Source organism: Ancylothrix sp. D3o, assembly GCF_025370775.1.
In the GTDB taxonomy this organism is placed as follows: domain Bacteria; phylum Cyanobacteriota; class Cyanobacteriia; order Cyanobacteriales; family Oscillatoriaceae; genus Ancylothrix.
Genome location: NZ_JAMXEX010000001.1, coordinates 1 through 13,466, shown reverse-complemented (window position 1 = coordinate 13,466; position 13,466 = coordinate 1). Strand labels below are relative to the sequence as shown.

Annotated in this window: 17 protein-coding genes and 1 pseudogene; 10 read left to right on the top strand and 8 right to left on the bottom strand. The window is 42.3% G+C overall.

Annotation, left to right across the window (positions count from 1 at the left end; translation table 11 throughout):
- Positions 1-110: 110 nt before the first annotated feature.
- Both rplI and dnaB read left to right on the top strand, forming a co-directional pair.
- Positions 111-569 (top strand): 50S ribosomal protein L9, encoded by a 459-nt coding sequence (gene rplI / locus NG798_RS00090; protein ID WP_261219734.1) that lies wholly within the window; start codon positions 111-113, stop codon positions 567-569.
- Between the two features lie 110 nt (positions 570-679).
- The gene (dnaB, locus tag NG798_RS00085; protein ID WP_261219733.1) at positions 680-2,452 is read left to right on the top strand and encodes a replicative DNA helicase; all 1,773 of its coding nucleotides are present in this window, start codon (positions 680-682) and stop codon (positions 2,450-2,452) included.
- 53 nt (positions 2,453-2,505) lie between these two features.
- Here dnaB and NG798_RS00080 read toward each other — a convergent pair whose 3' ends face one another.
- Together NG798_RS00080 and NG798_RS00075 are read right to left on the bottom strand one after the other, a co-directional pair.
- Positions 2,506-3,069, bottom strand: coding sequence for an FKBP-type peptidyl-prolyl cis-trans isomerase (locus NG798_RS00080; protein ID WP_261219732.1), 564 nt, complete (start codon positions 3,067-3,069; stop codon positions 2,506-2,508).
- Positions 3,070-3,167: 98 nt separating this feature from the next.
- Positions 3,168-3,491 carry a phasin family protein gene (locus tag NG798_RS00075; RefSeq protein ID WP_261219731.1) on the bottom strand — a complete coding sequence of 108 codons (324 nt, stop codon included), beginning with the start codon at positions 3,489-3,491 and terminating at the stop codon, positions 3,168-3,170.
- A gap of 96 nt (positions 3,492-3,587) precedes the next feature.
- Between NG798_RS00075 and NG798_RS00070 the strand changes: the two genes are divergently transcribed.
- The 5 genes from NG798_RS00070 (at position 3,588) to NG798_RS00050 (ending at position 5,633) form a co-directional block, all read left to right on the top strand.
- Positions 3,588-3,950, top strand: coding sequence for a zinc ribbon domain-containing protein (locus tag NG798_RS00070; RefSeq protein ID WP_261219730.1), 363 nt, complete (start codon positions 3,588-3,590; stop codon positions 3,948-3,950).
- 197 nt (positions 3,951-4,147) lie between these two features.
- On the top strand, positions 4,148-4,369 hold the full coding sequence (locus NG798_RS00065) for a hypothetical protein (protein WP_261219729.1): 222 nt from the start codon (positions 4,148-4,150) through the stop codon (positions 4,367-4,369).
- Positions 4,370-4,555: 186 nt separating this feature from the next.
- Positions 4,556-4,786, top strand: a complete 231-nt coding sequence (locus NG798_RS00060; RefSeq protein ID WP_261219728.1) for a hypothetical protein — start codon at positions 4,556-4,558, stop codon at positions 4,784-4,786.
- Positions 4,774-5,217, top strand: a complete 444-nt coding sequence (locus NG798_RS00055) for a PIN domain-containing protein (protein WP_261219727.1) — start codon at positions 4,774-4,776, stop codon at positions 5,215-5,217. The genes NG798_RS00060 and NG798_RS00055 overlap by 13 nt, the downstream gene beginning before the upstream one ends.
- Positions 5,218-5,390: 173 nt before the next feature.
- Positions 5,391-5,633 carry a type II toxin-antitoxin system Phd/YefM family antitoxin gene (locus NG798_RS00050; protein ID WP_261219726.1) on the top strand — a complete coding sequence of 81 codons (243 nt, stop codon included), beginning with the start codon at positions 5,391-5,393 and terminating at the stop codon, positions 5,631-5,633.
- 273 nt (positions 5,634-5,906) lie between these two features.
- Here NG798_RS00050 and NG798_RS00045 read toward each other — a convergent pair whose 3' ends face one another.
- The 3 genes from NG798_RS00045 to NG798_RS00035 all read right to left on the bottom strand — a co-directional run bounded on the left by NG798_RS00045 (position 5,907) and on the right by NG798_RS00035 (position 7,689).
- The gene (locus NG798_RS00045) at positions 5,907-6,314 is read right to left on the bottom strand and encodes a hypothetical protein (RefSeq protein WP_261219725.1); all 408 of its coding nucleotides are present in this window, start codon (positions 6,312-6,314) and stop codon (positions 5,907-5,909) included.
- A 109-nt stretch (positions 6,315-6,423) separates the two neighbouring features.
- Positions 6,424-6,786, bottom strand: a complete 363-nt coding sequence (locus NG798_RS00040) for a hypothetical protein (RefSeq protein WP_261219724.1) — start codon at positions 6,784-6,786, stop codon at positions 6,424-6,426.
- Positions 6,787-6,789: 3 nt separating this feature from the next.
- Positions 6,790-7,689 (bottom strand): ATP-binding protein, encoded by a 900-nt coding sequence (locus tag NG798_RS00035; RefSeq protein ID WP_261219723.1) that lies wholly within the window; start codon positions 7,687-7,689, stop codon positions 6,790-6,792.
- Between the two features lie 199 nt (positions 7,690-7,888).
- Between NG798_RS00035 and NG798_RS00030 the strand changes: the two genes are divergently transcribed.
- Positions 7,889-9,274 carry an ATP-binding protein gene (locus tag NG798_RS00030; RefSeq protein WP_261219722.1) on the top strand — a complete coding sequence of 462 codons (1,386 nt, stop codon included), beginning with the start codon at positions 7,889-7,891 and terminating at the stop codon, positions 9,272-9,274.
- Between the two features lie 88 nt (positions 9,275-9,362).
- Here the strand turns inward: NG798_RS00030 and nblS are convergent, their stop codons facing one another.
- A complete protein-coding gene (gene nblS, locus NG798_RS00025) occupies positions 9,363-11,396 on the bottom strand; it encodes a two-component system sensor histidine kinase NblS (RefSeq protein WP_261219721.1) in 2,034 nt (677 codons plus the stop codon).
- Between the two features lie 27 nt (positions 11,397-11,423).
- Between nblS and NG798_RS00020 the strand changes: the two genes are divergently transcribed.
- The gene (locus tag NG798_RS00020) at positions 11,424-11,582 is read left to right on the top strand and encodes a hypothetical protein (RefSeq protein ID WP_261219720.1); all 159 of its coding nucleotides are present in this window, start codon (positions 11,424-11,426) and stop codon (positions 11,580-11,582) included.
- On the opposite strand, the gene NG798_RS00015 is transcribed toward NG798_RS00020, so the two are convergent.
- A complete protein-coding gene (locus NG798_RS00015; protein WP_261219719.1) occupies positions 11,579-12,262 on the bottom strand; it encodes an energy-coupling factor ABC transporter ATP-binding protein in 684 nt (227 codons plus the stop codon). The two genes, NG798_RS00020 and NG798_RS00015, sit on opposite strands and share 4 nt — an antisense overlap.
- Positions 12,259-12,531 carry a hypothetical protein gene (locus NG798_RS00010; RefSeq protein WP_261219718.1) on the bottom strand — a complete coding sequence of 91 codons (273 nt, stop codon included), beginning with the start codon at positions 12,529-12,531 and terminating at the stop codon, positions 12,259-12,261. Before NG798_RS00010 ends, NG798_RS00015 begins: the two co-directional genes overlap by 4 nt.
- Before the next feature lie 315 nt (positions 12,532-12,846).
- Between NG798_RS00010 and NG798_RS00005 the strand changes: the two are divergent.
- A pseudogene (locus NG798_RS00005) lies at positions 12,847-13,466 on the top strand (photosystem II D2 protein (photosystem q(a) protein)); the annotation flags it as partial.

Genomic DNA, 13,466 nt, shown 5'->3' with positions numbered 1-13,466 from the left:
ACTCTGCCTACTTGCCGGCTCAAAGCCAAATCAGCTATGATATGATGTTTTGGTTTGTGTTTAAACGCCTCGAATCGACCGAGCGGCGCTGTTGACAACGGGAAAAAATCATGTCTAAACGGATTCAATTAGTTTTAACCCAAGATGTAAAAAAACTGGGTAGTAATGGCGACCTTGTGGAAGTTGCCCCTGGATATGCTCGCAATTATTTACTGCCCCAAAAAATGGCAGTCTTGACTACCCCTGGCATTCTTAAACAAGTTGAACGCCGGCGCGAAAAAGAACGTCAGCGGCTTTTGGAAGAAAAGCAACAGGCGGAAACTCGCAAAGCCGCTCTCGAAGCAGCCGGTCGTTTTACGATTAATAAGCAAGTGGGTGAAGGCGATGCAATTTTCGGCACTGTGACGACTCAAGAAGTGGCTGATTTGATTTTGGCTTCTACCACTCAAGAAGTAGACCGGCGCGGAATTACTCTGCCAGATATCCGTAAGTTGGGAACTTACAAAGCAGAGGTTAAATTGCACCAAGACGTTACCGCAGTGGTGGAAATTGTTGTGGCGGCTTTGTAAAAAATTTCCGATGTGGGTTTTGGATTTTGGATTGGATGCCAATCTGAAATCTAAAATCTACAGGATGGGATCTGCTGATGATAAAAGAAAATAGCTGCTAAAATTTTAAAATGGTTGAATCAGCTAACTTTCAAGGCAGTGGTAATCGTCTTCCTCCCCAAAATATTGAGGCAGAAGAGTCTATTTTGGGCGGAATTTTGCTTGACCCTGAAGCACTATCGCGGATTGCAGAAACTCTCCGCCCTGAGATGTTTTCGCTGATTGCTCATCAAACGATTTATAAGGCAACGATTGATCTGCACAGCAAGCACCGGCCTACGGATTTTTTAACGGTAACGGCTTGGTTGGCTGACCGCAATTTGCTGGAGAAGGTTGGGGGACAAAGTAAGTTATTGCAGTTGGTGGAGCGGACGGTATCGGCGGTTAATATTGACCAATATGCAGGGTTAGTTGTTGATAAGTTTTTAAGGCGTAAGTTGATTGGGGCTGGGAATGAGATTGTCCAGTTAGGATATGATACGGCGACGGAGTTGCCAACTTTATTAGATAAGGCTGAGCAAACAGTTTTTGATGTGACGCAGGTGCGTCCGAAGGGGGGGTTGGTTTCAATTTCGCAGACTTTGATTTCGACTTTTCAGGATATTGAAAATCGTAATCAAGGGGTGGCTTTGCCTGGTTTGCCTTGTAATTTTTATGATTTGGATGCGATTACCGGCGGGTTTCAGCGTTCTGATTTAATTATTGTGGCGGGCCGGCCGGCGATGGGAAAAACGGCTTTTGCTATCGGTATTGCTTATAGTATTGCGGCGATTCATAGGTTGCCGGTGGCGGTTTTTAGTTTGGAAATGTCGAAAGAGCAATTGGTGCAACGGATGCTTGCTTCGGAGGCAAGTATTGAAAGTAATCGTTTGCGAACCGGCAGAATTAGTCAAAATGAATGGGAACCCCTCAGCGATGCGATTGGAACGTTAACGGAGTTGCCAATTTTTATTGATGATACGGCGAATATTACCGTGACAGAAATGCGTTCTCAAGCCCGCCGGCTGCAAGCGGAAAATGGGGGAGTTTTAGGGTTGGTTTTAATTGATTATTTGCAATTAATGGAAGGTGCAAACCCGGATAACCGAGTGCAAGAGTTATCAAGAATTACGCGGTCTTTGAAGGGTTTAGCGAGAGAGTTAAATGTGCCGGTGATGACTTTATCGCAGTTGAGTCGGGGGGTAGAGGCTCGCACGAATAAACGCCCAATGTTATCAGATTTAAGAGAAAGTGGATGTTTAACCGGTGACACTTTGGTGACTTTAGCAGATAGCGGTGTTAATGTAGCAATTAGGGAATTAATAGGAAAAGTTGGTTTTGCTGTTTGGGCATTAAATGAATCTACTATGAAATTAGAAAGGGCAATTGTTAGCAATGCCTTTTCGACAGGAATTAAGCCGGTGTTTAATTTAAAAACTAGATTAGGGAGAAAAATTACAGCCACCGGCAATCACAAATTTCTCACAATTCATGGATGGAAAAGACTTGATGAATTAAAACCAGGGCAACATTTGTGTTTACCAACTCTTACCGATAGCGAGGTTTATTGGGATGAGGTAGTTTCAATAGAATACTGTGGGGAGGAGGAAGTGTACGATTTAACTGTTCCTGGTCTGCATAATTTTGTAGCAAATAATATAATTGTTCACAATAGTATTGAACAAGACGCGGATTTAGTAATTATGCTTTATCGAGATGAATATTATAACCCGGATACACCCGACCGAGGCATAGCAGAAATCAATATTGCCAAACACAGAAACGGCCCCACCGGCACCATTAAACTGTTATTTGACCCGCAATTTACCCGATTCCGAAACCTGGCAGTTCCAGGCCGGCATTAAATACCCAAAAAACCTAAAATTGGAGGTTGGGGATAGACCCAACCTAGCAAAAATTAACTGCCAATTTTCAGCAATTCGACATCAAATTTTAAAGTTGCATTAGGAGGAATAACACCACCGGCACCCCGCGAACCATATCCTAATTCAGCCGGAATAATTAACTCACGCTTTCCACCAACACGCATCGAGAGGACACCTTCATCCCAACCTTTAATTACTTGACCCACGCCAATTTTAAAAGAAAAAGGCTGGCCTCGGTCGCGGGAACTATCAAATTTTGTTCCATCTTCGAGAGTGCCGGTGTAGTGTACAACTACGGTTTGACCGGCTTTTGGTTCGGCGCCGGTTCCTTGTTCAATATCAACATATTTCAATCCTGAAGGCGTTGTTTCCACTTTTTTATTCTCCGAATTCTTTTCAGTAGTCGCGCTTGGCGACTGAGCAAGCAAAAATTGAGCAATGGGATCATCCTTACTCGGTGTTGTCACAACCACTGGCGTTTCGGTTGATTTAAGACTTGCAGCCACAGCCTCAGAACCGTTGCCGGTGAATTGGGCCACCACAAGTACCAGAAAACAAACCACCATCACGCTGAAGGTAATTATAATTTCTCGCAAAACCAATCCTCCCTTAATTGTGAAAAATCCCTAAAACTACAACCTTAAGTTTAATGCCAGATTATTGCGCCTGAACGCAAAATTTACCCACTCTCAACTTAACGCCAGAGTTTATTTTCCAAATCTCGTATCTGACGCTCTAAGCGATCAAGCCGGCCCCGCAACTCATCCATTTCTGACTGACGAGGGACTCCCATATCTTGCAAAACATTTTTGAGATGTCGCTGCACTTGTGTTTCCCAGCTTCCCTGCTCAGACTTAAGCTGCTGCATCAAATCATCAGCAAACTTTTTTGCTTGTTCTGGGTTGAGATTACCATCTTTTACCCACTCCTCGCTGACTTGGCGGATTTTTTCGGCCACCAGCGAAGTCGTTCCGATGCCAATCATAACAAGCTGCCTGAGCAAATCATTACTATCCATGCTCTGTCATCCCCTACATTTATTAAAAAAGCCGGCCAGTAGATTTCCAGCTTCCCACTCTATTTTGTCAAAATATCAAAAACTCCCCATTAGCAAATGCCGAACTGTCCTAAGTGTAATCAACCCATAAAACCCGGTACTATTACCTGTCCCCATTGCCGTACTGAGCTCAAAGCCTTTGGCCATCCGGGGATTCCGTTGTATCGTTCGGTTGCCGGTAAGTTTCTTTGTGAGAGTTGCACCTACCACCATGATGATACCTGCACCTTTCCCCAGCGTCCCTACGCTGAAACTTGCACTCTGTACGATGATATTTCCCAAGAAAAGAATAGACTGCAACAAAGGCCGGTTATTAAACCCTCTCAGCAGTTGCGGTTGTGGTTGGAGAGAAACAGCGGTTTGTTGAGTTTGTTAGGATTGCTGTTGATTAGTGTGGTGGTGGTTTTAGTGAGCCGGTGATTTTTATTAGGAGACCGAATTTACGGAGCCAGGTAATTTTTTCTGTTGGGATTCAATCAATGGATTTTAGTGTAATTGAATTCACTCAAAAGTCATCATATTTGTTAAACAAAAGGGCGCTCAGGCTTTGCCAAATGTCAGATTATCTGGCATAATTAAACAATGTTTAAATCTGGTAAAGAATGCAGAAAATCATTATGAAAAATCAAACAGTCAGCACAACAATAACTATACCGGCGGAACTTTTAGATGAGCTAGAAGCACTCAAACAAGCAGAAATTGAAGCCGCACAGATTGAAATGTCACAAGATTATGAGTATCAAGCGCAAGTGATACAGATGGAGGCTGAGTTTGCGGTAGCAAGTTGGGAAGCGTTGAAATTTGGGGAATCTGAATATGAAACGGGGAGAAGTCTATGATGCTCGAATAGAACCTATGGAGGGTTCATCAGCAAGAGTGATCAAGCATTATTATTGCTGATGAATCAAGCTTTATTAATTGCGTTGTTGGATTTGCCTGGTCACGTTTAATCCCATTTTGGGAAGATAAAGGTGATCCTATTTTCCTCGCTCCTAAATTGCTATAATAATACTCAGCCCAAAAATATGAATGAAAAATCTATGTCTACTTACAGCGCCGCATTGACTCAGGTTCTAAAACTTCCACCAGATGAGCAACTGCGACTCATCTCAGAATTATTAGTATATGTTCGTCACCGTTTTCAATCTAAACCCAAGCGGAGTATTTTAGAATTAGAAGGGTTGGGTGAGGAAATTTGGAATGGGATTGATGCTCAAGAATATGTGAATCAGGAGCGAAATTCATGGAATGGATAGCTCAGCTACAGGGAAAAATAGTGGGATTAGACACCGCGCCTTTGATTTACTTTATGGAGAAAAACCCCAAGTATATAGAAATGATGCGGTTTTTCTTTAGAGCCTTTGAACGCGGTGATTTTAGGATAGTGACATCAACAGTAACGCTTGTAGAGGTGCTAGTACATCCCCTGCGACAGAGAAACACTATATTGGCTCAAGAATATCGAGAAATATTGCTCAATCAAGAAAGTTTAACAGTTGTTGAATTAACTCCAGATATTGCTGAAAAAGCAGCACAATTGAGAGCAACTTACAATTTGCGCTCACCAGATTCTATTCAAATGGCTACAGCTATCTGTGAGGGTGCTTCGTTTTTTTTGACAAATGATGCGTGGTTGCCTTCTTTACCAGAGTTGACGGTTATAGTATTGGATAATTTGAGAAGTTGACGGATTATTTTTGGATGGGAAGAGAGGGGCTATCGCGCTTTAGGGAAGATAAAGAGAACCGTATTTTGGACAGATAATGACAATCAAATTTTGCAATATTTTCGATTATATGATACACTTAAATAGGTAGATATAATTTCTACCAAAACCCTCGCAAATTAAGCCAATTAATTATGACAGCAGTGCAAAAAACAGTAGATATTAGTGTAGCACAAATGAGTCTGCAAGAATTGGTAAACCTTGTTGATGAAGGAACAGAGATTTTACTAACAGATGGTAATAACGCTCTGGCTCGTCTAGTTCCTATTTCCCAAAAAAAATCTCCTCGAATAGCTGGATTACACCAGGGAGAAATATTGACAACTAATGATTTTGATGAACCATTACCAGAAGAGTTTTGGACAGCCGGTGCATGAAATTATTATTGGATACTCATACTTTTATTTGGTGGGATAGTCAGCCAAATAAACTATGTTACTTGGTAAGTAGTTTAACCCGATGACTTTTCCTTAGTTTTATAATAAAATCAATTAAGTCAAGTGTAATTTAGGACAACAGATGTGGACTGTTGAACAGATATAAAATGCGATTTGGCAACTTCCACCCGATGAGATGTGAAAGTTGTTAGAGTGGTTTTTAGATTTGGATTACCAATGATTTTATGAGTTGCTGAAGGTAGATCCGTCTCATCAATCATCCAACTTCAAACTTAATTCAACCCTCCCCTCAGTTTTAAGTTCTGCAAGGATATCAGGGGGAATATTTATCACGCGCTTGATTTTAGCCGTCACAGTATTGACAAAGCTTTTCTCTCCTTTTTGGCTATAAATCTCAATTTCTATCAAATCTTTATTTTTATCAATAACTAGACGGCTTCCTAATACCGAGTTTCCATCTTCTCCATTTTTTTTATAGATATTTTTAATATCATCCTCCAGTAAATCAAAATCTAAAATTTCTCCCTTTATACTATTGAAACTGCTAATATCACTGTCATTATCTTGGAATGCTTCTAATATTTTAGAGCGAATCTTTTTGAGAGTGTTAACTAATCTATTAAACTTAAATCCTAAATTTTCTTCTTCATGGATTGACATTGCCAAATTAACCTCAAGATTTAAAATTATCAAGTATGCCAAACAATCAAAACTTTAAGGGTAAAATTTTGATTGTTTGAAGCAGGGTATAGGGGTTTCCCTTTAAAGTTTAAGTTTTCATCTTCATCAATTTTATTTTCATCTTTTGCTCTAGTTCTTGTCGTATTTCTTCAGGAATTTCTGAATATTCTATTATTTCCTTCTCTATGACTATTTTCACATTATTGGTGTTTATGTTCATCACATAAACTTCTACTTGCTTGTAATAGCGGTTTTTCTCCTTGAGTAAATAAACAATGGCATCTGAAGCAACCTCCAGAGCTTTATTAATTGTATCTAGGATATCCCCCACTACACGGTTAGCCCAAGCTTTAATATCCTCCATAATTCTGTTCCAATCATAATTAATAGCACTTCCACCCCCAAAACCTATGGCAAAAATAATAATCCAACTGATAGGATCGAAAGGCATAATTTATTGCTCCTCTAAATGTGAAGTTTTTTCCTCTTCTACCAAAACTGCATCTGCTAAATTAATTTTTTTGTGACGCAGTTTGATAGTTTTGTATTTGTTGATTTCTTCGGTGATGAGAGCTTCATCAACAACGTTGGTTTTCCCAACTAACAATTTTAGACCCAGTTTAATCGTGATATTTCTAATATCACCGCCACATAAACCCTCGCTGATTTCCGCCGCTCTCTCGTAACTGATATTTTTGGGAATCTTTTTAGATAAATGAAACTCCCACAGTTGAGTCCTCATTTCCATATCTGGCACAGGAAACTCAACATTAAATATGATCCTCCGTAAAAAAGCCTCATCGTAGTTTTCAAATAGGTTAGTTGCAAAAATAATCACCCCATTAAATTTATCTATCAGCGTTAATAGAGTGCTTTTTGCTGAATTAACCCCATGATCGGCAGCTTGCGATAAATTTGAAATTCTTTTGCTTAATACAGCATCCGCTTCATCAAAGAATAATAAACTACCGCTTTTTTCCGCTTCTTGAAAAACCTTTGAGAGATTTTTTGAGGTTCCACCCACTAATTCAGATTCTAACTCTCCATAGTTAACTTTAATGATACTCATCCCTAATTTTTGGGCAATCGCTTCGGCGGTAATGCTTTTACCAGTACCCGGTGGGCCAAAAAAATTGATGCTTAAACCATTACCCGTTTTCAGAAACCGATTGAACTCCCATTCCACCAATAACTTATCCCGATTTTTTACATAAGCAATCATCTCCTCAATTTGCTCAAGGGTACTTTTTGACAAGGCAATTTCATCTAATCTCCACTGAGGTGTCTCGCTCAGGCTACTTGCCGGCTCTTTGCTGCTTGAGTCTTTTTTGTCCTTGACTATTTCATATTTCATGGTTTCATGCTTTGCCGGCTGGCTTACCCCATCGCTAGGACTTATTGATAACAAGGCATCACTTTATCTTAGAAGTAACTATCTCTAGCGTAAAGTCTGAAAAGTACGAAAAATAGTCACCCAATGAAAGTACGAAAAGTATGAAAAGTATAAAAAGTAGGATATAATCAATTTTAATTAAGCATTAACTTCTTAACTTATGGATATCGAGGAAGTATTAAAACAAGCCGAAGCTTTGGTTTATGCCAAAACCGGCAAGAAACTAGAGCATTTACAAAAAACTGTCCTCAAAGGTACTATCCAAGGTCAAACTTACCCAGAAATTGCCAAAGAAAATGGCTTTAGTGAAAGTCATGTTAAAAATGTCGGACATGAATTATGGAATACTCTCTCATCAGCATTAGGCGAAAAAGTTACTAAGTCAAACTTTAAAGCTATATTTAAGAGTCTAAAAAATAATAATTTTTCGCCAGCAATTTCAGGAGTTTGTCAAAATAATTCAACATTCAATAATATTAATATTTTCACATCTGAAGATCCATCGCGCACTCCTCCCCTACAACCTCAACAAACCCCAACTCAACCCCACATCGACTTAGGCGACGCACCCGAAATCTTCAACTTCTATAATCGCACATCAGAACTCGGAACCCTAGAAAACTTTATCACACAGAAACAAACACGCCTCATCGCCCTTCTAGGAATAAGTGGCATAGGAAAAACCACCCTAGCCATCCGCCTAATAGACAGAATAAAAACCGAATTTAATTACATCATTTATCGCAGTCTCCGGTTTTCCCCAAACCTAGAAACAACCCTCACCAACCTCCTAAAAATCTTCACCGGCTCATCAGAAATACCCCAAAACATCGAAACCAAAATTTCCCAAACCCTCGACTACCTGCGAAAACACCCATGCTTAATTATCCTTGATGATCTACAGGCACTTTTCAATAGCGGACAACTTGCAGGAGAATATAAAACAGGATATGAAGATTATCCCCTATTTTTCAAACTAATCGCCCAAGTTCCTCATAATAGCTCATTACTCTTAATTAGTTCCGAAAAACCAAGAGAAATTGCCCAATTAGAAAAAGAAAGTTATCCCTTTAACAGCTTAATTTTAGGAAGTTTAGGCATAGCCGCCAAAGACATTTTAAACTCCCATCAGTTATTAGATCAAGAAAGCTGGGAAACCCTTATTAATATTTATCAAGGAAACCCTCAATGGTTAAATATAACCGCTACCCTGATTAGAGAATTATTTAGCGGGAGAGTCGCTGATTTTTTGAAATATGACCCAACCATTTTAGATGAATCATTGCAAAATCATTTATACCAACAACTTCAGCGATTAACAGCCCAAGAGCAATCCCTCATACTTCACCTAGCTAATGAAACAGAACCCCTTGCCCTATCACAAATATTAAACAAAAACCACATCTCTACCTCTGACTTAATAAATGGCATACAATCCCTCGGAAGGCGATTTTTAGTAGAGAAAAAAGACATGGAACAAAGCACATTTTTTAGTTTAAATCCGGTGGTGGCGCAATATGTCAAAACAAAAAATTACCCCCACTAATTTTAGTAGTAGGGGCCGGTTAACCTAGATCCCTGGTACGAATTAAAGATATTGATGAACCCGCCCCTACCCCAGGCCGGCACTCACCTTAAATACCCCCAGCACTCAAAGCAATTGTTTCCTTTTCCACCGGCATCTCAAGAGGAATAACCGGCCCCTGCGTCTCCTGATAAACACTCAAATCAAACCAAAAAGTCGTTCCCACCCCCACCTCACTCACCAAATTTACAGCAGTTTGGTGCTTTTCAATAATATTGCGAACAATCGACAAACCCAAACCCGTACCTTCCAAAGTATGCACCCGATTTTCTACCCGGAAAAACCGATCAAAAATCGCCGCCTGATCTTCAGGATCAATACCAATACCAGTATCCGAAACTTCAATCCGAACCACAGAAGGTGAAGCCGTATGATCGCCATTTTTATTACTATGATCAAGCAAACTAAATGACTCACCTTCCCCATTAAACCTATTCCCAGAAAGCTGTTTTGCCTCCAACAAATAAGCCCTCAAAACCACCCGTCCGCCAGACTCCGTAAACTTCAAAGCATTGCCAACTAAATTAGCAAAAACCTGTAACAACAAATCATAATGCCCCAAAACCGGCGGCAAATCCGCTTCAATTTCATGGCCTAACTCAATACCCTTATCCCGACAATTCAGTTGATAAGTTCGCAAAGTTTGCTCAATTGGCTGCGCGATATCCACCGCTTCCAAATGATAAATCCGACACGACTCTAACTTCGACAAATCCAAAACATCATTCACCAACCTTGTCAAACGATCCGTTTCATTATTCGCCGTCTCTAAAAACTCCCTCCGCTGTTCCTCCGTCAAATCTTCCCCATACTCATGCAGCGTTTCAATAAAAGACTTAATATTAAACAACGGCGTTCTTAACTCATGGGAAACATTACTAATAAACTGACTTTTTGCCTCATTCAACTCCACCTCACGAGTAATATCTTGCACCGTCATCGCAATGCCTTTTATACTCTCACGATATTGGTCAAGAACCGTCGTAATTAAAATCCGAACCGTCCGATTAGCCGGCTCTAATAAAGTCACCCGAAACTCACCGCCCTCTCTCTCGCCTCTTGCCGTTTGATAAAGCGGCCTTGTCAGTTCAACTTGCACCTGCACCGGCAAATGATGTAGCACATTTTCTCCTACCACATTTCTGCCTTCCCAGCCAAAAATTCGCCGCGCCGTAGGATTAACCAAAATCACCTGCAAATTCGTATCAATCAAAACAGCACCATCAGCAATCGTCGAAACCAACGTTTCTAACTTCGCCTTTTCTGCCGTTAATTCCTCAATATTTTGCTCTTCATAACTTTCGAGCCGTTCCGCCATTTCATTAAAACTAACAATCAACTCACCCAACTCGCCACCCAAAGGCAAATCAATTCGCTGATTAAAATTTCCTGCCGTAATATTTTTTACCCCAACCAACAATTCCCGAATCGGTTTTGTAATAGTTAAAGCATTAAAAACCCCACCCAAAATTGCCACCACCCAAATTGAAACAAACACCGCTATCGTAAAATCTCTTGTCAGATGAGAATAGCGTCCTAAAGTTATATTCGGATTAATCCCTACAGCCAAGACACCCAAATATTTCCCCTCATGGGTTAACGGCACAAAAATATCCGTCACTTCTCCGTCAGGAGTGTGGTGTTGGCGGACTAAAGGCAATTCCGAAGAAGCCGAATAATTTTCTGGTAATTGTATGCGCCGGCGAATCGTTAAAGAAGTTTGAACCTCCGACTCAGAAAAAGGAATTCCTAAATAAATATCTCCATCTTCATCGGCATAAAGCATATAGCGAACACTAGAAGTGCTGCTATAAAAACGGTGGGAAAACTTAGCAACTTCAGCGCGATTATTTTCACCAATGAGAGGGGCCACATTTGCGGCAAGGAGCAAGCCTAAATCGCTGCCAAAGCGAGTATCATTCAAGCGAGCATCATACTCAATTGTGTTGACCGCCCAGAACGTTAGGCCACTCATCACCAAGGAGAACACCAGAGTCGCCGCAGCCAGCAAGCGCGTGCGGAGGGTGGACTCCGACCACCAACCATCGATAATTTCTCTGATTCGTTTTAGTAGGGCCAGCAAAGTCTGTCGCTATGTAAAGAATAGTAAATGTATTCAGGATTATACTCGATAGCTTTATTTTCGCACGATTTGCCTGTCCAATTCTTGGAGCGAGCGATCTACCCACCGGCCCACTATGAGTCTTGGTGCGGGCCAGTTGGGGCCGGTTGGGGCCAGTTGGGGCCGGTGGGCAGAGCAATAGCCTAGAGAGCGAGAAGCCGGCCTTTTAAGCGTTCTGGATCGCCTTTGTCCGCAAGTTCACCTTGTTCGAGCAAAAACGCCCCATCACAATAATTTAATTCATCGAGCCGGTGAGTCACCCACAAAGCCGTTATAGCGCGACTTTTCACCAACGAACGAACTTGCGCCACTAAATCAAGCTGAGAGTCAGGGTCAAGCAAAGCCGTTGGTTCATCCAGCAACAAAACTTCACAATGCCGCGCAATCGCACCGGCAATAGCAACCCGCTGTTTTTGGCCGCCAGAAAGAGCATAAATAGGCCGGCGTTCCAACATCTCAAGGTTAACCGCCGCTAAAGCCTCGCGGACTCTAGTTTTGACCTGCCCAAAAGACAATTTTTCTTCGACCAAACCAAAAGCCACATCAGCCCCAACAGTAGGCATAACAAGCTGGTGGTCTGGGTTTTGAAAAACAAACCCCATCTGGCCCTCAACCCTAATCTCGCCTGAATTTGGCTGCAACAAACCGGCCAACAATCGCAGTAAAGTAGACTTGCCGCTGCCATTGGTACCCAAAAGCATCCAGAACTCGCCTTTAGGAACCTCCAGAGAGCAGGATTTTAAGACTTGTTCTCCCTTGGGCCAACTAAAGCAAAGCTCCCGTACTGAAATTGCCGGGGCCGGCCCGTTTGCAAGCGCATCGCTCATTCTGACAAAATACCCGCGAAACCAGGAGCTCTGCCAGAAGCAGCCGAAGTCCCAGGTTTTTGATAAATCTGGACAGCATTAATTTCACTGCTGCGGAGAGTGACTCGTTTATTAGGGACTTGTTCGCAGGTAAGTTCCAGCAGATCCGGCTGGCCGGTACGCATCGCCTCTAACACTTGCTGGTAAGCAGCCTCAGCATCTTCTTGGTTTTTGCGTTGGATGGACGCCGGCATCGGAGTCATCTTTAAAGAAATATCAATTGTAAACATGGGCCATTAAATTTCCACAGGAGAACCTTTTTCTATAGTATGTCAGGACTTCATCGTTCATAATTCATCCCTCATAGTTAGCTCTGCCGCCTCCGCGTGTCTTGCCCGTGTCCATAGTGGCATCCCCCGTTCCCATATTGTTAAGAAATTTCATCAGGGGGGTTGGAAAATTAGAAAACTTACCCCTATAATGAGAGGCACGGTAAAGAAACGTAAAGATACCTCGCCAGAAGGCAGATTTTCTGCTAAGCAGCAAGACGCATTCAGGCGAGACTGTCAACCCCCCGTACTTATATAAATCTGGAGATTCTCGGAATGACCATTGCAGTCGGACGCGCCCCAGCCCAAAGAGGCATCTTTGACGCCCTCGATGACTGGTTAAAGCGTGATCGCTTCGTATTTATCGGCTGGTCTGGCCTGCTGCTTTTCCCCTGCGCCTACTTGGCCGTCGGCGGCTGGCTCACCGGCACCACCTTTGTCACTTCCTGGTACACGCACGGTTTAGCCTCCTCCTATTTGGAAGGCTGCAACTTCCTAACCGTAGCCGTCTCCACCCCGCCCAACAGCCTCGGCCACTCATTGGTGTTCTTGTGGGGCCCTGAAGCACAAGGCGATTTCTCCCGCTGGTGTCAGCTTGGTGGGTTGTGGACATTTGTCGCCCTACACGGTGCCTTCGGTTTGATCGGCTTCTGCCTACGTCAAATTGAAATCGCTCGTTTGGTCGGAATTCGTCCTTATAACGCCATCGCCTTCACCGGCCCGATTGCCGTGTTCGTCAGCGTGTTCTTGTTGTACCCCTTGGGACAGTCCGGTTGGTTCTTTGCCCCCAGCTTCGGCGTGGCCTCGATCTTCCGCTTCTTGCTGTTCTTCCAAGGCTTCCATAACTGGACGCTGAACCCCTTCCACATGATGGGAGTAGCCGGTATCCTCGGTGG